This window comes from Bosea sp. RAC05 (genome assembly GCF_001713455.1).
In the GTDB taxonomy this organism is placed as follows: Bacteria; Pseudomonadota; Alphaproteobacteria; order Rhizobiales; family Beijerinckiaceae; genus Allobosea.
The window spans coordinates 2,071,149-2,091,664 of the sequence record NZ_CP016464.1; the positions used below are offsets into that span (position 1 = coordinate 2,071,149).

Annotated in this window: 17 protein-coding genes, 1 tRNA gene and 1 other annotated feature; of the genes, 9 read left to right on the forward strand and 9 right to left on the reverse strand. The window is 69.4% G+C overall.

Annotation, left to right across the window (positions count from 1 at the left end):
- Positions 1-211: 211 nt before the first annotated feature.
- From BSY19_RS13275 to gph, 3 genes are all read right to left on the reverse strand, one after another.
- A complete protein-coding gene (locus tag BSY19_RS13275) occupies positions 212-625 on the reverse strand; it encodes a hypothetical protein (protein ID WP_083247584.1) in 414 nt (137 codons plus the stop codon).
- 492 nt (positions 626-1,117) lie between these two features.
- Positions 1,118-1,192: transfer RNA gene (locus BSY19_RS13280), tRNA-Val, on the reverse strand.
- A 37-nt stretch (positions 1,193-1,229) separates the two neighbouring features.
- Complete coding sequence (gph, locus tag BSY19_RS13285; RefSeq protein ID WP_069054585.1) at positions 1,230-1,943, reverse strand: phosphoglycolate phosphatase; 714 nt, start codon at positions 1,941-1,943, stop codon at positions 1,230-1,232.
- A gap of 185 nt (positions 1,944-2,128) precedes the next feature.
- On the opposite strand from gph, the gene BSY19_RS13290 reads away from it, so the two are divergent.
- The 4 genes from BSY19_RS13290 to BSY19_RS13305 all read left to right on the forward strand — a co-directional run bounded on the left by BSY19_RS13290 (position 2,129) and on the right by BSY19_RS13305 (position 5,662).
- Complete coding sequence (locus BSY19_RS13290) at positions 2,129-2,470, forward strand: hypothetical protein (protein ID WP_236840571.1); 342 nt, start codon at positions 2,129-2,131, stop codon at positions 2,468-2,470.
- Between the two features lie 141 nt (positions 2,471-2,611).
- A complete protein-coding gene (locus tag BSY19_RS13295; protein WP_083247585.1) occupies positions 2,612-4,063 on the forward strand; it encodes an NAD-dependent succinate-semialdehyde dehydrogenase in 1,452 nt (483 codons plus the stop codon).
- A gap of 121 nt (positions 4,064-4,184) precedes the next feature.
- Positions 4,185-4,886, forward strand: coding sequence for a ribose-5-phosphate isomerase RpiA (rpiA, locus tag BSY19_RS13300; RefSeq protein WP_069054586.1), 702 nt, complete (start codon positions 4,185-4,187; stop codon positions 4,884-4,886).
- A 257-nt stretch (positions 4,887-5,143) separates the two neighbouring features.
- The gene (locus tag BSY19_RS13305; protein ID WP_171905139.1) at positions 5,144-5,662 is read left to right on the forward strand and encodes a DUF2059 domain-containing protein; all 519 of its coding nucleotides are present in this window, start codon (positions 5,144-5,146) and stop codon (positions 5,660-5,662) included.
- Between the two features lie 105 nt (positions 5,663-5,767).
- On the opposite strand, the gene BSY19_RS13310 is transcribed toward BSY19_RS13305, so the two are convergent.
- Positions 5,768-7,192 carry an APC family permease gene (locus tag BSY19_RS13310; RefSeq protein ID WP_069057077.1) on the reverse strand — a complete coding sequence of 475 codons (1,425 nt, stop codon included), beginning with the start codon at positions 7,190-7,192 and terminating at the stop codon, positions 5,768-5,770.
- 157 nt (positions 7,193-7,349) lie between these two features.
- Here BSY19_RS13310 and BSY19_RS13315 point away from each other — a divergent pair, with 157 nt between their 5' ends.
- Positions 7,350-8,438: an SDR family oxidoreductase gene (locus BSY19_RS13315; protein WP_236840527.1), complete on the forward strand. Its 1,089-nt coding sequence runs from the start codon at positions 7,350-7,352 to the stop codon at positions 8,436-8,438.
- Here the strand turns inward: BSY19_RS13315 and BSY19_RS13320 are convergent.
- From BSY19_RS13320 to BSY19_RS13330, 3 genes are all read right to left on the reverse strand, one after another.
- Positions 8,419-9,918 (reverse strand): tripartite tricarboxylate transporter permease, encoded by a 1,500-nt coding sequence (locus tag BSY19_RS13320; RefSeq protein ID WP_069054588.1) that lies wholly within the window; start codon positions 9,916-9,918, stop codon positions 8,419-8,421. The two genes, BSY19_RS13315 and BSY19_RS13320, sit on opposite strands and share 20 nt — an antisense overlap.
- 12 nt (positions 9,919-9,930) lie before the next feature.
- A complete protein-coding gene (locus BSY19_RS13325; RefSeq protein WP_069054589.1) occupies positions 9,931-10,410 on the reverse strand; it encodes a tripartite tricarboxylate transporter TctB family protein in 480 nt (159 codons plus the stop codon).
- A gap of 99 nt (positions 10,411-10,509) precedes the next feature.
- Positions 10,510-11,472, reverse strand: coding sequence for a Bug family tripartite tricarboxylate transporter substrate binding protein (locus BSY19_RS13330; RefSeq protein WP_069054590.1), 963 nt, complete (start codon positions 11,470-11,472; stop codon positions 10,510-10,512).
- Between the two features lie 203 nt (positions 11,473-11,675).
- On the opposite strand from BSY19_RS13330, the gene BSY19_RS13335 reads away from it, so the two are divergent.
- From BSY19_RS13335 to BSY19_RS13345, 3 genes are all read left to right on the forward strand, one after another.
- On the forward strand, positions 11,676-12,968 hold the full coding sequence (locus BSY19_RS13335) for an O-antigen ligase family protein (RefSeq protein WP_083247586.1): 1,293 nt from the start codon (positions 11,676-11,678) through the stop codon (positions 12,966-12,968).
- Complete coding sequence (gene gor, locus BSY19_RS13340; protein WP_069054591.1) at positions 12,961-14,328, forward strand: glutathione-disulfide reductase; 1,368 nt, start codon at positions 12,961-12,963, stop codon at positions 14,326-14,328. The genes BSY19_RS13335 and gor overlap by 8 nt, the downstream gene beginning before the upstream one ends.
- A gap of 396 nt (positions 14,329-14,724) precedes the next feature.
- Positions 14,725-16,110: a class II 3-deoxy-7-phosphoheptulonate synthase gene (locus tag BSY19_RS13345; RefSeq protein ID WP_069054592.1), complete on the forward strand. Its 1,386-nt coding sequence runs from the start codon at positions 14,725-14,727 to the stop codon at positions 16,108-16,110.
- Between the two features lie 82 nt (positions 16,111-16,192).
- Here BSY19_RS13345 and BSY19_RS13350 read toward each other — a convergent pair whose 3' ends face one another.
- A complete protein-coding gene (locus BSY19_RS13350; RefSeq protein WP_069054593.1) occupies positions 16,193-17,083 on the reverse strand; it encodes an outer membrane protein in 891 nt (296 codons plus the stop codon).
- A gap of 151 nt (positions 17,084-17,234) precedes the next feature.
- Between BSY19_RS13350 and BSY19_RS13355 the strand changes: the two genes are divergently transcribed.
- Positions 17,235-18,860: a nitrilase-related carbon-nitrogen hydrolase gene (locus tag BSY19_RS13355; RefSeq protein WP_069054594.1), complete on the forward strand. Its 1,626-nt coding sequence runs from the start codon at positions 17,235-17,237 to the stop codon at positions 18,858-18,860.
- 18 nt (positions 18,861-18,878) lie between these two features.
- On the opposite strand, the gene BSY19_RS13360 is transcribed toward BSY19_RS13355, so the two are convergent.
- Positions 18,879-20,360, reverse strand: a complete 1,482-nt coding sequence (locus tag BSY19_RS13360) for a SulP family inorganic anion transporter (RefSeq protein ID WP_069054595.1) — start codon at positions 20,358-20,360, stop codon at positions 18,879-18,881.
- A gap of 61 nt (positions 20,361-20,421) precedes the next feature.
- Positions 20,422-20,477, reverse strand: a sequence feature (sul1 is cis-regulatory element that is thought to sense ions involved in sulfur or methionine metabolism; They are found in Alphaproteobacteria).
- Positions 20,478-20,516: the final 39 nt, after the last annotated feature.

Sequence of the window (20,516 nt, forward strand, 5' to 3'; positions counted from 1 at the left end):
GGCCGAGCGCGGCTTGCCGGCCCTGCCGGAGGCGGCCGAACCCTATCGCGAGGGCGAATGGGCCAACGATCTCCCGGACCCCTCGGGCGAGCCGGCCCGCGCGGGGCGCTCATGGATGGGCTTGCTCGGCACTGGCGCTTTGGCGGCCGGCGGTTTTTGGGTCGCGGCGAAGCTTCTCATCGAACGCCGCGACCCAGCTCAACCGCGACGATCAGTCGGTGCGGATGCCTTCATTGAGCATGTAGAGGTTCTTGAGATTGCAGAAATCGGCCCGATGCTCGGTCGGATCGTACCCGGCCCACTGGACCCGGAAACGCACTGTGCAGGAGCCGGCATTGCTCTTCCAGTCCATGTTGACCGCTTGACCCGCGGGGACCGGGGCGCTCAGCCAGTTAGTGCTCCAACTTCCGTTCATGAACGTTTGGAAGCCAGTGATGGTCCAACCCTGCGAACGATTGTGAAGCTTGAAAGGGTAGTCGCTTTGCGCGTGGGCGCTTGTGACCGCCTGCGCTGCAAAGACCGCCACGGCGACAACGAGAGCTCGAAACATCAGGATCTCCATGATCGCCGACAGTGGCGACGGGCGCGTGACGTAGAGGCTCGCGGCGGCCCTGTCGAGGCTCAAGTAATCCGCGATAGGATTCCGTGTTTTATACCTTGGTCGGGAGGAAACGATGCTTCGGCCCTCGTCGATGATGCGTCATGACGGTCGCCAAGCGCCGCCGCGCCTACGACCGTCCCGATCCATTCCGAAATGTCCATTTTCCGGCACCGCGCAGCTTTCGCGACCTGGCCGGCGTCGCGCTGCGACATTGTGCAAAGAGCCCATACGGCTTCCTCGGGCTCCAGCCCTGGCGCCATGGCGATCAACTCGGTGATGCGCGCCACTCCGCGATGGGGATTCCAACGAGGGCTCGCTGACCACCGAACATTATGAGGCATGAGAGATCGACGTGCTCGAAGACGTCGCGCTGGCAACCGATTTTGTGCTGATCGAGCTTCAGAAGCTGACCGCAACATCGCTGTTTGCTGGTGAAGTGCGATTGACCCGGGGAAAAGTCCGCCGACCTGGCGCAAGGCCCTCTCCCAAAAAAGCCTTATCCGGCAATGGAGAGGATGGTGGGCGACACAGGGATCGAACCTGTGACCACTCCCGTGTGAAGGGAGTGCTCTACCGCTGAGCTAGTCGCCCGCACCGGCGCCTCTCCTAGTCGGCGCGCGCCGCGTCGTCAAGAATGGGCGGCGACCTTCGAAGGCGTCCCCGCTTTGCCGCCGCCCAGCACCTGTCGCACGGCCGCGGGCAGGGCGTCGAAATGCTGGATCACGAGATCGGGCTCCAGCGTCTCGATCGGCACGTCGGTATAGCCGAAGGGCACGCAGATCGTCGGGATGCCCGCCGCCTTGGCGGTGGCGATGTCCGTGCGCGAATCGCCGATCATCACGGCGCGCGCGGGATCGCCCCCGGCGGCCTCGATCGTCAGCGTCAGGTGCCGCGGATCGGGCTTGTGGAAGGGGAAGCTGTCGCGCCCGGCGACCGACGCGAAGCGCGGCGCGATGCCGAAATGGTCGAGGATCAGCCGCGTGTGCAGGATCGGCTTGTTGGTGCAGACCGCCAGCAGATAGCCCTCCGCCGCGAGCTGATCGAGCGCGCCGAGCACGCCGTCGAAGAGATGGCTGTGGGAGGCGACATCGTCGGCATAGATCAGCAGGAAATCCTCGAACAGTTGCTCCAGCGTCTGCGCCTCGAGCGGTCGGCCCGAGACCTTGAAGCCGCGCTCGATCAGCGCCCGCGCCCCGGCGCCGACCAGTTCGCGCGCCCGCTCCAGCGGCAGGGCCGGCAGCCCCTCGCGCACCAGGATGACGTTGAGCACGCGCATGATGTCGGGCGCGGTCTCGGCGAGCGTGCCGTCGAGATCGAAGACGACGATCGGGGGCAGGGTCATGGGCAGCCGCTCCTGGCGCGTGGGTCGCAGCGCTTAAACGGGTTCGCCCGTGTTTGGCAAGGCGTCGGACCGCCACGCTGGGTCGCCGGGCGGACGTCATCGCCGCCTCCGGCATTGATGCTATCGTGCCGCCGATTCGTGGAAGGAACCGTATCGTGTCTCGATCCCCCGGACGTTTCGTCACCCTGGCGCTGGGTCTCTGGCTGGCGCTGGCCGGTGCCGCTGTCGCCGCGCCCTTCGATTTCGCGCCCGCTCCGCAGACGGACCTGAACCGGGTCTATCGCGTCGACAAGGCCACCGGCGAGGTCGCCGCCTGCCAGTTCCAGCTCAAGGAGGGCGGCGTCGGCGTCACCGTCTGCTTCCCGCCGGGCGAGGGCGCCGGGGCGCAGGCCCCGAGCGACTACACGCTGATGCCCTCGCGGCATGAGCGCGAGGGCGGCATCTTCCGGGTCAACATCCGCACCGGCGAGATGAGCATCTGCTACGTCTTCGACGACAAGACGGTCTGCACGCCCCAGGCGAAGTAGGGCGCTTGCAACATTAGGCCGCGAGACGGGCTCAAAACCGCAGGACCTGTGGTGCTGCCGCGGCCGGTCGCGGTCGTCAGCGGCGCCGGGCGCATGGTATCAAGGGCGCGCCTTCACTCCTCCGCGTCACGGAAGCCCGCCATGCTGAAGCTGAACGATCCCTCCCTCCTCAAGTCGCAGTGCCATGTCGACGGCGCCTGGATTGGCGAGGGCGTCGATGCGGTCGACAATCCGGCCACCGGCGATCTGCTGGCGAAGGTGCCGCGCTTCGGCGCGGACGAGACGACGGCCGCCGTCGAAGCCGCCTCGCGCGCCTTCAAGCCCTGGGCGAAGAAATCAGCCAAGGAGCGCTCGATCATCCTGCGCAAATGGTTCGACCTGATCATGGCGAACCAGGAGGATCTGGCGCAGATCATGACCGCCGAGCAGGGCAAGCCGTTGACGGAATCGCGCGGCGAGGTCGCCTATGCCGCCTCCTTCGTCGAGTTCTATGCGGAAGAGGCCAAGCGCATCTACGGCGAGACGATTCCCTCGCCCTTCCCGAATTCGCGCATCATCATCCAGAAGCAGCCCGTCGGCGTCTGCGCCGCGATCACGCCGTGGAATTTCCCGGCTGCGATGATCACGCGCAAATGCTCGCCGGGGCTGGCCGCCGGCTGCACCTTCGTGGTCAAGCCCGCGCCCGACACCCCGCTGACGGCCTTCGCGCTGATCGAGCTCGCCATCCGCGCCGGCTTCCCCAAGGGCGTGCTCAACATCGTCACGGGCGATGCGGTGGCGATCGGCAAGGTCATGACGACGCATCCGGCGGTGCGCTTCATCGGCTTCACCGGCTCGACGCCGGTCGGCAAGCTCCTGATGCAGCAGGCCGCCTCGACCGTGAAGAAGGTTGGGCTCGAACTCGGCGGCAACGCGCCCTTCATCGTCTTCGACGATGCCGATGTCGACGCCGCCGTGCAGGGCGCGATCGCGGCCAAGTTCCGCAACATGGGCCAGACCTGCGTCTGCACCAACCGTCTCTTCGTGCAGGACGGCATCCATGACGAGTTCGTCGCCAAGTTCGCCGGCGAGGTCGCGAAGATGAAGGTCGGCAACGGCACCGAGGTCGGCGTCGTGCAGGGCCCGCTGATCAACGAGCGCGCCATCGAGAAGGTCGAGCGCCATGTCGCAGATGCCGTCGCCAACGGCGCCAGGGTCGTGGTCGGCGGCAAGCGTCATGCGCTCGGCCGCACCTTCTACGAGCCGACCGTGCTCGCCGGCGCCACCACCACCATGCTGATGACGCGCGAGGAGACCTTCGGCCCGGTCGCCCCGGTCTACCGCTTCAGCACGGAGGAGGAGGTCGTCGCGCTCGCCAACGACACGCCCTTCGGGCTTGCCGCCTATTTCTACACGAAGGATCTCGGCCGCGCCTTCCGCGTCGCCGAGGAGCTCGAATACGGCATGGTCGGCATCAACTCGGCCATGCTCGGCACCGAGGTCGCCCCCTTCGGCGGCGTCAAGGAGTCCGGTCTCGGCCGCGAGGGCTCGCTCCACGGCATCGAGGAGTTCGTCGAGATCAAATACATGCTGATGGGTGGCCTCGGGGCTTGAACCGGGCCGCGACCGCCGTCATTGCGGGGGCGTCGCGACGAAGCGATCCGGGGGCGCCTGTGGCGGCGTCTGCCCGGATGGCCCGCCGCGCTTGCAATGACGTCGAGTTGAGGACGCGACCATGAGCCCCGACGATCTCAAGAAGCAGGCCGCCGCCCGTGCGCTGGAGCTGGTGACACCGGGCATGCGGCTGGGCCTCGGCACCGGCTCGACGGCCAAGCACTTCGTCGACCTGCTCGGTGCGCGCGTCGCGGAGGGGCTCGATGTCCTCTGCGTCTCGACCTCGGAGGTCACGGAGGCGCAGGCGCGCGCGCTGGCGATCCCGATGTCGACGCTGGACGAGACGCCGGAGCTCGACCTGACCATCGACGGCGCCGACGAGGTCGACCGGGAGCTTCGCCTGATCAAGGGCGGCGGCGCCGCGCTGCTGCGCGAGAAGATCGTCGCCGCCGCCTCGGCCCGCATGGTCGTCATCGCCGACGACACCAAGCTGGTCGAGCGCCTCGGCCGTTTCCCGCTGCCGATCGAGGTCGTGCCCTTCGGGCTCGAGGCGACGCGCCGGGCCGTGCTCGCGGCGATGGCGACCGCCGGCGCGCCGGGCGAACTGGTGCTGCGCCGCCGGCCGGACGGCAGCATCCTGCTCACCGATGGCGGCCACTACATTCTCGATGCCCATCCCGGCGTGATCGCCGATCCGGAGCGGTTGGCGGCGGCTCTGTCCGCCATTCCGGGCGTGGTCGAGCACGGGCTGTTCCTCGGCCTCGCCAGCGCCGCCATTCTCGCCGGCAAGGATGGCCTGATCGTGCTGGGAAACCTCGGCTGAAGCCCGGCCGCTGCGGTCGCGGGCCCGCCGCATGGCCTCGCCAGGGGCGCACGCGACGTCGCATCGCCGTAATATGGCTTTCCAGTCGGCACCGTCATGCTCTATGGAAACCCGCGATGCGCGTCTGCGGCATCGGCTCCTCCCGTGAGTCGGGCGGCGCCGGGCATGACCGGAACGTCAGGGATGGCTTGCCCCGCACGGCGCGGCCTTCCATTCACGAACACAGCGCGATGCGGCGCATGACGAAGGGGCTTTGCATGATCCGTCACCACCTTGCCGGCGCAGCCGTCAGCCTGGCGCTTTTGCTCGCCATGCCGGCTCAGGCGCAGACGGCAGCGCAGCCGGCGCAGCCCGACATTCCGCAGTCCTATCTCGAGGCCGGCCGCGACGTCGTCATCCTGTCGGGGCTCGCGGAGTCCTTCGAGGCGATCTATCTCGAGTTCCGTGAGCGCGTCACGCAGACGGTCGGCACTACCCGCCCCGAGGTCCGCAAGGACATGGAGCAGGTGATCGAGGACCTCCGGCCGGAAGCCGAGAAGAAGCGCCAGGAGATCATCGCCTCGGCCGCCTACATCTTCGCCAAGCGCATGAGCGAGGCCGACCTCAAGGAGGTCGCCGCCTTCTTCCGCTCGCCGGTCGGCCAGCGCTACAACGCCATGCGCCCGCGCGCGATCGACGAGATCTTCGCGCTGCTGCAGCCCTGGAGCCTCCAGACGAGCAATTTCCTGTTCGATCGCTTCAGCGAGGAAATGCGCAAGCGCGGCCACAAGCTCTGAGGCCGCAGGCTTCCGCGATCGACGCTGTCTTCGACACGCACTGTGACGCCGTCGGCCCCGCGCCGGCGGCGTTTTTGTGTTTCGGCGGGCCGCCGGGGCCGAGGCCTAGTTCTTGGGGCCGATGCGGACAGGCCCGTCCCCGTCCACCGCAAGCGTGCCCTCGGGAGCGGTGGCGCGGGTGACCAGGACCGTCACGACCCAGAGCAGCGCGCCGAGCGCGATCAGCACGCCCGCGATCTGGTACTGGATGATGTCGCGGCCGGTCCAGGGGCCGGCGAAGAAGGCGCAGGCGAGGGCCCCGAGCACCGGCAGGATCGTCGGCGTGCGGAAATGCGCGTGTCCGACCCCGTCCTTGCGCAGCACCAGCACCGCGACGTTGACGACGGTGAAGACGCAGAGCAGCAGCAGCGCCGTTGTCCCGCCCAGCGCCGGCACCTCGCCGACAAAGCCGATCAGGGCGAAGGCCAAAAGCGTCGTGAAGCCGATCGCGACATAAGGGGTGTGCCGCGTCGCGTGAACCCGTCCGAGCACGGGCGGCAGCACATGCTCGCGGCTCATCCCATAGACCAGCCGGCTCGCCATCAGCATGTTGATCAGCGCACTGTTGGCGACGGCGAACATGGTGATGAATCCGAAGATCCAGATCGGGAAATTCGGCGCCCCCGCCTGGACGACCTTGAGCAGCGGCGTCTCGCCCTCGCCGAGCTGCTCCGGCGGCACCAGCGTGATCGCCGCGATCGAGACCAGCACATAGATCGTGCCGGTGATGACGAGGCCGGTCAGCAGCACCTTCGGGAAGATCCGGGTCGGATTCTTGCACTCCTCGGCCATGTTGACCGAGTCCTCGAACCCCACCATCGCGAAGAAGGCCAGGGTTGTCGCCGCGATCACCGGCCAGAAGGCGCCGCCATCGCCGGTCGCCTTGAAGGTCAGGACCCGCGACACGTCGCCCTGGCCGGCCGTGATCGCCATGGCGCCGATCACGATGACGATCAGCAGCCCCGTCAGCTCGACGCAGGTCAGGACCACATTGGCCTTCACGCTCTCGCCGACGCCACGCAGATTGACCGCCGCCACCAGGGCCATGAAGCCGAGCGCCACCACGGTGATCCAGCCGGTCCCCGACAGGCCGAGGTCGAGCGCGCCCGAGAAATTGGCGGCGAAGGCGCGCGCGGCGGTCGAGGCCGAGGTGATGCCGGAGCACATCACCGCGAAGGCGACGATGAAGGTCAGGAAATGGATCCCGAAGGCCTTGTGCGTGTAGAGCGCCGCGCCCGCCGCCCGCGGGTATTTCGTGACCAGTTCGAGATAGCTGAACGCCGTCATCAGGGCGACGAGGAAGGCGAGCAGGAACGGCAGCCAGACCACGCCGCCGACCTGGTTGGCGACCTGCCCGGTCAAGGCATAGATGCCGGTCCCGAGAATGTCGCCGACGATGAAGAGCAGGAGCAGCCAGGGCCCCATCACCCGCTTGAGGCCGGGTTCAGTCGAGGGCGTTGGGGCGGCGGGCGGAAGGCTGGGTTCGGTCATGAGGTCCTCGTTGCGGCTGGCCGCCTGATGAACACAGTCGCGCCGCATTTGTTCAGGCACAGGCCGTCTCGGATAGGCTGTCGCAGCATTACCAGACTGATTCCGACCGGGGCGCACGCCCCGTGATCGTTCCAGGGCTCGATTGTTGAGGGCTCGCATGTTCGAGGATCGCATGGCCGTGACCGCCGCACCCGTTCTTGTCACCGGCGGCTCCGGCTTCCTCGCCCGCCACTGCATCCTCGCCTTGCTGCAGGCGGGGCACCGGGTCCGCACCACATTGCGCTCGCCCGCGCGGGAGGCCGGCCTGCGCGCCGCGCTCGCGGCGGCCGGCTGCGATCCGCTGGACCGACTCGCGGTGGTGCAGGCCGATCTGCTGGCGGATACCGGCTGGGGCCCTGCCGCGTCCGGCTGCTCCCATGTCCTCCACGTCGCCTCGCCGCTGTCGGCCGCCGCGCCCAGGCATGAGGACGAGTTGATCCGCCCCGCCCGGGAAGGCACCCTGCGGGTGCTGCGGGCCGCCCATGCCGCCGGCGTCGGCCGTGTGGTGCTGACCTCGTCCTTCGCCGCAATCGGCTATGGCCGCACGCTCGAGCGGCCCTTCACCGAGAGCGACTGGACGGACACGGGGGACGCCGATCTCGCCGCCTATCCCAAGTCGAAGACCCTCGCCGAGCGGGCGGCGTGGGACTACGTCGCTGGCGAGGGCAGGGGGCTCGAGCTCGCCGTGATCAACCCCGTCGGCATTTTCGGGCCGCTGCTCGGCCCCGATCTGTCGGCCTCGATCCTGCTGGTGAAGAGCATGCTGGAAGGCCGCCTCCCGGCCGTGCCCCGCCTGATGTTCGGCGTCGTCGATGTCCGCGACGTCGCCGACCTGCACCTGCGGGCCATGACGCACCCGGCCGCCGCCAATGAACGCTTCATCGCCACCGCGGGCGACTTCATGACCATGCAGGAGATCGCGCTGGCGTTGCGCGAGCGGCTCGGCCCGGCCGCGGCCCGCGTCTCGACACGCGTGCTGCCGGATTGGCTGGTGCGGCTCGTCGCCGTCTTCAGCGCTGCGGCGCGGCAGGCGGCAACGCCCGAACTCGGCCGTCGCAAGACCGCCTCCAGCACCAAGGCGCAGGCCATGCTGGGCTGGGAGCCACGCCCCGCCGCCGCGGCACTGGCTGCGACGGGCGAGAGCCTGATCCGGCTCGGGCTGGTCGGCGGCGGCCGCCGGGCGGCCCTCAGTCCTCCGCAGCCTTGAAGCGGTTGAGCCCCTTCATCGCGAAGGGAGCGACCAGCGCGATGGCTGCGATGGCGAGCAGCGTCGCCGAGATCGGGTTCTCGAGCAGGATCATCGGGTCGCCCAGGCTGATCTGCAGCGCGCGGCGCAACTGCGCCTCCGCCATCGGCCCCAGGATCAGCCCGACCACCATCGGCGCGACCGGATAGTCATACCGCCGCATCAGATAGCCGAGATAGCCGAACAGGAAGAGCATGCCGAGCTCGACCGGCGAGGCGTTGACCGCCATCGTGCCCATGGTGGCGAAGACGAGGATGCCGGCATAGAGCCAGGGCTGCGGCACGGCGAGCAGCTTCACCCACAGCCCGATCAGCGGCAGGTTCAGGATCACCAGCATGACGTTGGCGATGAAGAGCGACGCGATCAGGCCCCAGACCAGGTCCGGCTTCTCGGCGAAGAGCAGCGGGCCGGGGTTCAGCCCGTATTGCTGGAAGCCTGCGAGCATGATTGCGGCGGTCGCCGAGGTCGGCAGGCCGAGCGTCAGCAGCGGCACCAGGGTGCCGGCCGCCGAGGCGTTGTTGGCGGCTTCCGGCCCCGCGACGCCCTCGATCGCACCCTTGCCGAACTCCTCGGGATATTTGCAGAGCCGCTTTTCGGTCGAATAGCTCAGGAAGGTCGGCACCTCGGCGCCGCCGGCCGGCAGCGCGCCGATCGGGAAGCCATAGGCCGTACCGCGCAACCAGGGCGCCCAGGAGCGCTTCCAGTCCTGCTTGCTCATCCACAGCGAGCCCTTGATCGGGATGATCTCCTCGGGATCGCGGAAGCGCTTCGAGGCGACGTAGAGCGCTTCGCCCACCGCGAACAGGCCGACCGCCAGCGTGGTCACCTCGATGCCGTTGAGCAGCTCCGGCACGCCGAAGGTGAGCCGCGCCTGGCCGGTCAGCTTGTCGATGCCGACGAGGCCGAGCGTGATGCCGAGGAACAGGCTGGTCAGCCCGCGCAGCGGGGAATCGCCGAAGGTCGCCGAGACCGTGACGAAGGCCACGATCATCAGCGCGAAATAATCCCAGGGGCCGAACTTGATCGCGACCTCGACCAGCCAGGGCGCGAGGAAGGCGAGACCGATCGTGGCGATCAGGCCGGCGACGAAGGAGCCGATCGCGGCGGTGGCCAGGGCGGGGCCGCCGCGTCCGGCCTTGGCCATCTTGGAGCCTTCGAGCGCGGTGGCGAGCGAGGCGCTCTCGCCGGGCGCGTTCAGCAGGATCGCGGTCGTCGAGCCGCCATACATGCCGCCGTAATAGATGCCGGCGAACATGATCAGCGACCCGGCCGGGTCGAGCTTGAAGGTCACCGGCAGCAGCAGCGCCACCGTCAGGGCCGGGCCGATGCCCGGGAGAACGCCGACCGCGGTGCCCAGGAAGACGCCGACGAGGCAGAAAATCAGCTTGGACGGCTCGAGGGCGACCCCGAAGCCGTTCATGAGCGCGAGCAGGGTATCCATGGCTGGCGCTCCTCAGAGAAACAGGCGTTCGAGCGGACCGAGCGGCAGCAGCAGGGTCAGGAGCTTGGCGAAGACGAGGAAGATGACGAGGCCGAGCACGAAGCCGATGGCCGCGTCGACCGCCAGGGCGCGCCGGCCGAAGCCGCGCGCCGTGCTGGCGAACAGGATGGTGATGGCGATCACGAACCCGCCGCCGAGCGCGATGCAGCCGATCAGCCCCGCCAGCCCGCCGACGATCCACAGGAGCGCCCCGCGATCAGCCTCGTCCGGCTTCGGCAGGCCGCCGCGGAAGGCGACCACGAGGTGGGAGAGCCCGAGAATGACAAGACCGACGCAGGCCACCATCGGCATCGCCGTCGGCCCGAGCCCATAGTTCGAGGTGATCGTCTGCTGGGAGGCGTCGTAATAGACCACTCCCGCCAGGGCGAGCAGCAGCAGGCCGACGATGAGGGCGGGCCTGTCGGCGCCGCGTGCCGGTGTATCGTTCGTCATGGCGGGTCCATCATCGGCTGATCGGGCAGCGAAGCGCTGCGGAGGCAAAAAAGGGGGCCGCTCGCCGGCCCCCTCATCATCGATGGCGTGAAGCCGGCCTCACTTCACGAGGCCGACATCCGTCATCACCTTGGCGACGCGGGTCTGCTCCGCCTTCAGGAAGGCGTCGAAATCGGCGCCGCCGAGATAGGCGTCGTCCCAGCCGCGGGCCTTCAGGATTTCGGCCCACTCCTTCGACTTGACCATCTTGCCGATCGCCTCCGAGAGGACCTTGGTCTGGTCGGCGGAGAGGCCGGGAGGAGCCACGACCGAGCGCCAGTTCATCAGCTCGAGGTTGACGCCGCCCTCCTTCAGGGTCGGGGCGTCGGGCGCATTGGCCAGGCGCGCGGAGGACGACACGCCGACGACGCGCAGCTTGCCGGCCTTGATCTGGCCCTCGAACTCGCCATAGCCGGAGATGCCGGCAGTGACGCGCCCGCCGAGCATGGCGGCCAGAGCCTCGCCACCGCCCGAGAACGGGATGTAGTTGATCTTCTTCGGGTCGCCGCCGGCGGCCTCCGCGAAGAGCGCGGCCAGGATGTGGTCGGCACCGCCTGCCGAACCGCCGGCCCAGGTCACCTTGGCCGGATCGGCCTTGACGCGCTCGGCCAGGTCCTTGGCGATCTTGATCGGCGAGTCGGCGGGCACGACGATGACCAGCGCCTCGGCGGTCAGCCGGGCGATCGGCGTCACCTGCGACAGGTTCACCGGCGACTTGTTGAGCAGGATCGCGCCGACCATCACGAAGCCGTTGACCATCAGCTGCGAGCCGTCGCCCTTGGCGCCGATGAGCTGGGCCAGGCCGATCGTGCCGCCGGCGCCCGTCACGTTGTTGACCTGGACGCTCTTGGCGATGCCCGACGCGGTCAGCGCCTGCTGCATCGAGCGCGCCGTTCCGTCCCAGCCGCCGCCCGGCGCGGCGGGCGCCATGATCTTCAGCTCGAGCTGGGCGAAGGCGGCCGTGGAAAGCCCGGCAACGGCGACGGCGACGAGGGCGCCGCGCTTGAGAATGGATGACAACATGGTGTTCCTCCGCTCGCGGATTGGCCCGCGCGATTATTGGGTGACGCCGCCAGTGGCACTTCGCCGCGTCCGCCGTCAATTGCGCCTGATTGAACAATCGGGAGTCAAGATATTTCGCGGCTGCGGCATGGCGGAGCCGCGATCGGGGGGCCCCAAGCGCGAAGCACTGGTGGGACCCGGTGCGATGGCGTAATCGCTGCGCCATGAATCTCAGCGTTCTTCCCGCCGCGGACCTGCGGCGCATCGATGGACCCGTCCCGGCGAGGCTGGCCGCACTCGGCAGCGCTCTGCTGGTCGCCATGCCGCTGGTGATGTGGATCGCGAACCGGTCCGCGCCGCTGGTGCTGGCGCTCGCCACGGTCGCCTTCGTCGCCGCAGGGCTGACGGCCGAGGGCTGGCGTCCCGCCTGGCGGCGCCTCGCGGCCATCCTGCGCAGCCCGATCGGGCTCGCCCTCGGCGGCTTCGCGCTTCTGGCCCTGGTCTCGCTGGCCTGGAGCCACCGCCCCGCTCAGGGGCTGGCCGCCTGGGGCGAATTCGTCCTGCCGATGGCCTGCGGTGCCGCGATCATGGCTTCGGGCCGGTTCCGCCCGGGCCGTCGCTTCGCGCGCGCGCTCGCCGGGGCGATCATCGTCGCGATTGTCTTCATGATGGCCGAACTGGCCACCGGGCTGTCGCTGCGGGCGACGCTCGAGATCGGCCGGCACCAGAGCTTTATCTTCAACCGCCCGGTCCTGACCTGCCAGATGCTCTCGGCGGCGGCCTTCGCCCTGCTGCGCGGCGGGGCGGTCGCGACCCGATGGGACGCCGCTTGGCTCGGGCTGCTCGTCCTGGCCGTCGGCTGGGCCTGCTTCGGTTCCGAGAGCGGCGCGGCCGGGCTCGGCTTCCTCGTGATGGTCGGTGTCGGCCTGACGGCCCGGTTCGCGCCGCGGTTCGCGCTGGCGGCCGTCGCGGCGGGCTTCGCCGCGACGATGGCGCTGGCGCCGGTGGCGGGCCGCCTGGGGGATGCCGTGCTGCCCGCGTCCCTCCATGAGCGCCTCGCCAACTCGCACTCGCGCGACCGGGTCGACATCTGGCTCACCTTCGGCGAGGCGGCCCTGGCGCGGCCGCTGCTCGGCACCGGCTTCGGCACGTCGCCGACGCTCGACCGTCATCCCGTCGCCGCCGAGGTCTCGCCCCCCCGTCGCACCCTTCTGGCCGTCGGCCACCCGCACAATGCGCCGCTCCAGGCCTGGGTCGAGACGGGCGCGCTCGGCGCAGTGCTGCTGACCTTTGCCGGCCTCGCCTGCCTGGCGCGCCTGCGCCGGCTTGCGGCGGCCGATCTGGCGCCGCGGCTGGCGCTCTTCGCCGGCGCCTTCGCCGTCGCCTCGGTGGCGCATGGCGCCTGGCAGGGCTGGTGGATCGCCGCGCTCACGGCCGCGGCCCTGTGGCTCTGTGCACCGCCGCCCGACCCCACCGCATCACCGCCAACCGAAGCTGAAGAGGCGCATCATGGCTGAGTTCGACGTCGATCTGTTCGTCATCGGAGCCGGCTCCGGCGGCACCCGCGCCGCCCGCATCGCCGCCGGCCACGGCGCCCGCGTCATGATCGCGGAGGAGGACCGCATCGGCGGCACCTGCGTCATCCGGGGCTGCGTGCCCAAGAAGCTCTTCGTCTATGCCAGCCGCTTCGCCGAGGACGTCGAGGACGCCGCCGGCTTCGGCTGGACGGTGCCGACGCCGAGCTTCGATTGGCCGACGCTGCGCGACGCCGTCGCCAATGAGGTCTCGCGCCTGTCGGGGCTCTACCGCAAGGGCCTGAACGGCGCCGGCGTGACCATCCGCGAGGAGCGGGCCACCGTCGTCGATGCCCACACGGTGCGCCTCGCGAAGAGCGGAGAGACGATCCGCGCCCGCCATATTCTCGTCGCGACCGGCGGCTGGCCCGCGTTCGATCCGCCGATTCCCGGCGGCGAGCTCGGCATCTCCTCCAACGAGATCTTCCACCTGCCGAGCCTGCCCAAGCGCATGCTGGTCGTCGGCGGCGGCTACATCGCCCTCGAATTCGCCAGCCTCTTCGTGCGGCTCGGCGTCGAGGTCACGGTGCTCCACCGCGGCGACAACGTGCTGCGCGGCTTCGACGAGGACATCCGCAACCGCCTGCGCGATGCGCTCGACCATGCTGGCATCCGCTTCCGCCTCGGCTGCACCGTCGAGCGCATCGAACTGCTGCCGGACGGCACCCGCCGTGCCCATTGCGCCAGCGGCGATCCGATCGACGCCGACGTGGTTCTGGTGGCGACCGGCCGGCGGCCCAACACCAAGGGGCTCGGCCTGGCCGAGGCCGGAGTGGCCCTCGGCCCGGTGGGCGAGGTGCTGGTCGACGGCGATTCCGCCAGCAGCGTGCCCTCGATCCACGCCGTCGGCGACGTCACCAACCGCGTCAACCTGACCCCCGTCGCGATCCGCGAGGGCCACGCCTTCGCTGACAGCACCTTCGGGAACAAGCCCTGGCGAATGGACCATGGCATGATCGCCTCGGCGGTCTTCACCACGCCGGAGATCGGCACGGTCGGCCTCTCCGAGGTTCAGGCCGCCGCCGCCGGCCACGAACTGCGGATCTTCGAATCCGCCTTCCGGCCGATGAAGGCGACGATCTCGGGCCGCAACGAGCGCGTCTACATGAAGCTCGTCGTCGACGCGAAGACCGACAAGGTCCTGGGCGTCCACATTCTCGGCCATGACGCCGGCGAGATCATCCAGGCGGTCGCCATCGCCGTGACGATGGGCGCGACCAAGACCGATTTCGACCGCACCATCGCGCTGCATCCCAGCGCCGCGGAAGAGTTGGTGACGATGCGGACGCCGCGGGCGGGCTGACCCGAGCCGGCGGGGGCGACGGCGTCTCCCGCGCTATCGCGAGCCGTCGCGGCGCCCGGCTGCTCTTCGAGGGCGAGGATATCGGCCGCAGCGATATCGTGCCGGCCCGACCCAGGCCAGGCGCGAAAGCCCGCCATTGGCGTTGAATCGGCGCTCGAGCCGGTTGAACCGCCGCTTCATCGCCTTCACGCGCGCTGCGATGAACCGGAATCGATCTGTCAGCCGTTGCCGGCAAGCGGCTGAGCCGATTCAGCTTTCGCTAACCATGGCGCCTTCGCGCCCGTCTCCGCCGGCCTCGCTCGCCACGGTGGCCTTCGCCGCGCCTTGGGTGTATAGGCGCGCCTTCGCGCTTACGAACGAGTTAACCGGCGCGGAGTGAAGTCAGGAGCAGGACCCATGTCGGAGCGGTGGACGCCCGAGAGCTGGAGGGCCAAGCCCGTCCAGCAGATTCCGGATTATCCGGACCAGGCAGCCCTGAGGGCGGTCGAGCAGCAGCTCGCCGGCTTTCCGCCGCTCGTATTTGCGGGTGAGGCGCGCAAGCTGAAGAAGGCGCTCGCGAAAGTCGCAAGCGGCGAGGCCTTCCTGCTCCAGGGCGGAGACTGCGCCGAAAGCTTCGGCGAGCACTCGGCCGACAACATCCGCGATTTCTTCCGGCTCTTCCTGCAGATGGCGGTGGTGCTGACCTTCGCCGGCGGCTCGCCCGTGGTGAAGGTCGGTCGCATCGCCGGCCAGTTCGCCAAGCCCCGCTCGGCTCCAACCGAGACGATCGGTGGTGTGGAGCTGCCGAGCTACAAGGGCGACATCGTCAACGACAACGCCTTCACGCCGGAAGCGCGCACGCCCGATCCGCGCCGCCAGCTCGAGGCCTACAGACAGTCGGCGGCGACGCTGAACCTGCTGCGCGCCTTCGCCACGGGCGGCTACGCCAACCTCGACAACGCGCATCGCTGGATGCTCGGCTTCGTCAAGGACGCGCCGGCCTCCTCGCGCTATAACGAGGTCGCCGAGCGCATCACCGAGGCGCTCGACTTCATGCGCGCCATCGGCATCGACCCTGAGACGCATCCGGAGATGCGCTCGACGGACTTCTACACCAGCCACGAGGCGCTGCTGCTCGGCTACGAGCAGGCCATGACCCGTGTCGATTCGACCACGGGCGACTGGTACGACACCTCCGGCCACATGGTCTGGATCGGCGACCGCACGCGCCAGCTCGACCATGCCCATGTCGAGTTCTTCCGCGGCATCCGCAACCCGATCGGGTTGAAATGCGGCCCCTCGACCACGGTCGACGGCCTGCTCAAGCTGATCGACGTGCTCGATCCGCAGAACCAGGCCGGCCGCCTGACGCTGATCGGCCGCTTCGGCGCCGACAAGGTCTTCGACACGCTGCCGGCCCTGGTGCGCGCCACCAAGCGGGAAGGGCGCAACGTCGTCTGGTCCTGCGACCCGATGCACGGCAACACCGTCAAGGCCGCCAGCGGCTACAAGACCCGGCCCTTCGACCTGATCATGACCGAGGTGAAGAACTTCTTCGCGGTGCATCAGGCGGAAGGCACCCATGCCGGCGGCCTGCATCTGGAGATGACCGGCAAGAACGTCACCGAATGCACCGGCGGCGCGCGCGGCATGACCGATGCCGATCTGAACGACCGCTACCACACGGTCTGCGACCCGCGCCTCAATGCCGAGCAGGCGCTGGAACTCGCCTTCCTCGTCGCCGAACTGGTCAAGCGCGAGCGCGCCGGCCGGGCGCGCCCGGAGGTCGAGGCGGCCGAGTGAGACGCCACCGTCCGGGGGGCTGAAACAGGAAAGCCGGGGCGCGCCGCCCCGGCTTTTTTCATGTCGGACGAATGCTGCGGCGTCAGAACTTCAGCGCGGCGGCGACACGGCCGGTGTTGATCGTCGTGGTGGTGCCCTCGACATCCGCGAAGCGGATGATCTGGTATTCCGCGCGCAGGAACAGGTTTTCGGTGAGCGCCATGTCGATGCCGCCGCCGGCGGTCAGGCCGAAGCCATAGACATTGCGCTTGGTCTCGCCGACGCGCAGCGGATAGCCGGCCGCGACGACATTGTTCTCCAGCGCGCCGGAAACCGGGTTGATGCGCGTGAAGCGCCAGGTCGCGTCGATCGTCGAGGTCGTGTCGAAACGGCCGACGGCGCCGCCGATCGTGGCGAAGGGCATGATCCGGCCATAGGCCCAGCCCATCCGGATCCGCGCCGTGGCGTAGTCCTTGAGGTCGGCCCCCTGCCGCGTCGTCATCGTGAAATCGTTGACGGTGCCGTCCGAGGTCGTGAAGCGGCGGCCGATGAAGTCGCTGATCAGATACTGGTGGCCCGACTTGGTATAGTCGGCTTCCAGGCCGAGGATCACGTCGCCGAAGGCGAAGTTGTAGCCGGCGAAGCCGAAGAAGGTCGATCCGCTGTCGGTTTTCGAGGGCAGGTTGCTGACCAGCGAGCCCATGTTGATCTCGTTGCCGAGCACCGTGTTCCGGTAGGCGAAGTTGGCGAGGTTCTGCAGCCCGTTGCCCGGCTCGAACTTGGTCGAGGACACACCGGCGCCGCCACCGACATAGAAGCCCGACCAGTTCATGCGGCTGTCGAATTCCGGCGCGGGCGGCGCGTCGTCGATCTGGGACCCGCGCAGGACGGGGTAGTCTGCCGCCTGGGCCGGCGACAGGGCACCGAGCGTGCAGGCTGCGAGGGCGGCGAGGGCGAGGCTTCGGCCCGGTCGATGGGTCTGGCGGGTACGCATGGTCGCTTCTCCGAACGACGGCCGGCAGTCTTACAGGAGCGGCTCGTATCCCATTCATGACCGCTTAACCCTAACGTGAGGTTAAGCGCGGCCGCGAGTCGGCCTGCGCCGCGGCGTTGCCCGGCCGGGCGCGTCGCGCTACAGCCCGGCCATGACCGAAAGCTCCTTCCGCCTCGCCCTCGCGCAAGCCAACGCCACTCTCGGGGACGTCGCGGGCAATGCCGATCTCGTCCGGGCCGCGCGCCGCGAGGCGGCGCTGGCCGGTGCCGACCTCGTCCTGTGTCCCGAGCTGATGCTGGCGGGCGGGCAGGCCCCCGGGCTCGCGCTCCTGCCGGCCTTCCAGGACGCCTGCCGCCGCACCTGCGAGGCGCTCGCGCGCGAGACGGCCGATGGCGGTCCCGCAGTTCTGCTCGGCCTGCCCTGGGTCGAGGAGGGGCGGATCTACAACGCGCTCGCCCTGCTCGACGGCGGCGTGATCCAGGCGGTGCGCTTCAAGGTCCGCCTCGGCGTGGACGGCGACGACGACGAGGCAAAGGTGTTCTCCCCGGGGCCCTTGCCGGGGCCGGTTCCGTTCCGCGGGCGCGTCCGCCTGGGGCTGGCGATCGGCGCCGACATCGCGGATGAGGAGGTGGCCGAGTGCCTGGCGGAGACGGGCGCCGAGATGCTCCTCGTCGCCGCGGCCTCGGCCTTTCGCCGCGACACCGGCGATGTCCGCATGAACGCGGCCGTCGCGCGCGTCGTCGAGACGGGGCTGCCACTGGCCTGGCTCAACGCCGTGGGCGGGCAGGACGAGCGGGTCCTCGACGGCGCCTCCTTCGCGCTCGATCACGAGCGGAACCTGACGCATCAGCTGCCCGCCTTCGCGGAGGCGCTTGCGGTCATGGCGTGGCGGCGCGAGCGCGGCGCCTGGCGCTGCGAAGCAGGGGAGATCGCGACGGTGCCGACCGCAGACGCGGCCGATTACGCCGCCTGCGTGCTCGGCCTGCGCGACCATGTCCGCCGCACGGGCTCGGCCGGACTTCTGCTCGCACTCGGCGGGCCGGACGCTGCGCTCGCAGCCGCGATGGCGGTGGACGCCGTCGGGCCGGAGCGCGTCCGCGCGGTCGTGATGGCCATGTCCGACACTGAGGATCGGGGGGCGGCGGACAATCGAGCGGTCGCCCAGGCCCTCGGCATCCCCTGCCGCCTGGTGCCGGCCGCGCCGCTGGGCGCGCTGCTGGCCGAGACGCTGGGCGCGGGCATCGAGGCCGCGACCGGGGCCGCCGCCGCCCGCGCTGCCCTGCTGACGGCACTGGCGGCGCAGGAGAACCTCACCCTCCTGACCGATGCGGACGCGGCCGGCTCCCCGCTGGTCGATGCCTTCGATCCGGTGAAGCCTTTCTCGGCGACCGAGATCGCCCGCCTCTGCGAGTTGCGCCAGCGCTGGAAGCCCGCGGGGGCGCTCGGGCCGGACGGGACGATCGTCCCGGCGGCCTGGCTCGCGCAGCGTCCCGATCCGCAGCGGGATGAGATCCTGTCCGCGCTCGGGCAAGGCCGGCGTGTCGCCGAGATCGTCGCGGACGGCCATGCTCGCGAGACGGTGATGGCGCTTCAGGAGGAACTGCGCCGCACGCGGAGCCGGGCGCCCTCTGCCGCCGCCGGCGTCAGCCTGACGGTCGCCGGGCCGCGCCAGCCGCGACGCCACGGCTTCGTCGACTGCGGCCAGCCGGTCCATCAGCCGGACGCCGCGCTGGTCCGCGGTGTCGGCCGCAGCGGCGGCGATAGCATCGATTTCTGAGGCCGACTGGCCCGTGCCTCAGTGAATGGCTGCCGGCCCGGCGTCGCCCTTGTCGTGGCGACCGAAGCGGTCGACCATCGTCGCGCTGGCCTCGTTGAGGCCGAGAACCTCGACCGCCGCGCCGTTCTTGCGCAGGCGCAGCACCACCTTGTCGAGCGCGCCGATGGCCGAAATGTCCCAGAAATGCGCATGGGTCAGGTCGATGGTGACGCGCGCCGGGCGGTCCTCGAAGGAAAAGCCGCGTAGGAAGCTCTCGACCGAGGCGAAGAAGATCTGGCCGCGCACCACATAGGTCGCAGCCGTGCCGTCCGCGCTGTCGCGCTTCTCGACGGCGACGAGGCGCGCGACCTTGCCGGCGAAGAAGACGCCCGAGAGCAGCACGCCGACGAGCACGCCCTTGGCGAGGTCATGCGTCGCCACCACGGTCGTCACCGTCGCCAGCATGACGATGGAGGAGGTCAGCGGATTGCTGCGCAGGTCGAGGATCGAGCGCCAGGAAAAGGTGCCGATCGAGACCATGATCATCACCGCGACCAGCGCCGCCATCGGGATGATCCGGACGAGGTCGTCGAGCACGAGGATCAGGAAGAGCAGGAAGGCGCCGGCCACGAAGGTCGAGAGCCGGCCGCGCCCGCCCGAGGTCACGTTGATCACCGACTGGCCGATCATGGCGCAGCCGCCCATGCCGCCGATCAGCGCCGAGGCGATGTTGCTGGCGCCCTGGCCGTAGCATTCCTGGCTCTTGTTGCTGGTCGTCTCGGTCATGTCGTCGACGATCTGCGCCGTCAGCAGGGACTCCAGGAGCCCCACCGCCGCCAGCGCGACCGAATAGGGAAAGATGATCCGCAGCGTCTCGAAGGTCAGCGGCACCTGCGGTAGCGCGAAGACCGGCAGCGTCGAGGGCAGTTCGCCGAGATCGCCGACGGTGCGCAGATCCAGGCCGAGACCCCAGGCTAGCGCCGTCAGAACGGCGATGGCGACGAGCGGCGAGGGGATCGCCCTGGTCACATAGGGGAAGAGATAGATGATGCCGAGCCCGGCCGCGATCATCGCATAGGTCAGCGTGGGAACGCCGATCAGTTCCGGCAGCTGCGCCATGAAGATCAGGATCGCGAGCGCATTGACGAAGCCGGTGATGACCGAGCGCGAGACGAAGCTCATCAGGCGCCCGAGCCGCAGCGCGCCCGCGCCGAGCTGGATCAGCCCCATCAGGATCGTCGCGGCGAAGAGATAGGGCAGGCCGTGCTCCTTGACGAGCGTGACCATGAGGACGGCCGTGGCGGCGGTTGCGGCCGATATCATGCCTGGTCGCCCGCCGACGAAGGCCGACACGCAGGCGATGGCGAAGGAGGCGAAGAGCCCGACCTTGGGATCGACGCCCGCGATGACCGAGAAGCCGATGGCCTCCGGGATCAGGGCGAGCGCCACGACGATGCCGGAGAGGACGTCCCCCCGGATGTTGGAGAACCATTCGCGGCGATAGGCGGAGAAGCGTGTCATGAGAAACCCATAGCGATCGAAGCCCGCGGCCGACGCAGGCTTCAGGGGGGATCGGCAGTTGGGTTATCCGGCGGATCAGCGGCCGGAAGAGCCACCCGGATTTTCACCGGGTCCGGTCGAGTATCGTCACTCAGCCATGGATCATGCTGCGCTGCA

Coding starts and splice junctions, on each gene's coding strand:
- BSY19_RS13305 (WP_171905139.1), top strand. CDS start 5,144: ATGATCCGTCACCACCTTGCCGGCGCAGCCGTCAGCCTGGCGCTTTTG.
- BSY19_RS13330 (WP_069054590.1), bottom strand. CDS start 11,472: ATGTTGTCATCCATTCTCAAGCGCGGCGCCCTCGTCGCCGTCGCCGTT.
- rpiA (WP_069054586.1), top strand. CDS start 4,185: ATGAGCCCCGACGATCTCAAGAAGCAGGCCGCCGCCCGTGCGCTGGAG.
- gor (WP_069054591.1), top strand. CDS start 12,961: ATGGCTGAGTTCGACGTCGATCTGTTCGTCATCGGAGCCGGCTCCGGC.
- BSY19_RS13345 (WP_069054592.1), top strand. CDS start 14,725: ATGTCGGAGCGGTGGACGCCCGAGAGCTGGAGGGCCAAGCCCGTCCAG.
- BSY19_RS13315 (WP_236840527.1), top strand. CDS start 7,350: ATGTTCGAGGATCGCATGGCCGTGACCGCCGCACCCGTTCTTGTCACC.
- BSY19_RS13355 (WP_069054594.1), top strand. CDS start 17,235: ATGACCGAAAGCTCCTTCCGCCTCGCCCTCGCGCAAGCCAACGCCACT.
- BSY19_RS13320 (WP_069054588.1), bottom strand. CDS start 9,918: ATGGATACCCTGCTCGCGCTCATGAACGGCTTCGGGGTCGCCCTCGAG.
- BSY19_RS13325 (WP_069054589.1), bottom strand. CDS start 10,410: ATGACGAACGATACACCGGCACGCGGCGCCGACAGGCCCGCCCTCATC.
- BSY19_RS13360 (WP_069054595.1), bottom strand. CDS start 20,360: ATGACACGCTTCTCCGCCTATCGCCGCGAATGGTTCTCCAACATCCGG.
- BSY19_RS13295 (WP_083247585.1), top strand. CDS start 2,612: ATGCTGAAGCTGAACGATCCCTCCCTCCTCAAGTCGCAGTGCCATGTC.
- BSY19_RS13350 (WP_069054593.1), bottom strand. CDS start 17,083: ATGCGTACCCGCCAGACCCATCGACCGGGCCGAAGCCTCGCCCTCGCC.
- BSY19_RS13335 (WP_083247586.1), top strand. CDS start 11,676: ATGAATCTCAGCGTTCTTCCCGCCGCGGACCTGCGGCGCATCGATGGA.
- gph (WP_069054585.1), bottom strand. CDS start 1,943: ATGACCCTGCCCCCGATCGTCGTCTTCGATCTCGACGGCACGCTCGCC.
- BSY19_RS13310 (WP_069057077.1), bottom strand. CDS start 7,192: ATGACCGAACCCAGCCTTCCGCCCGCCGCCCCAACGCCCTCGACTGAA.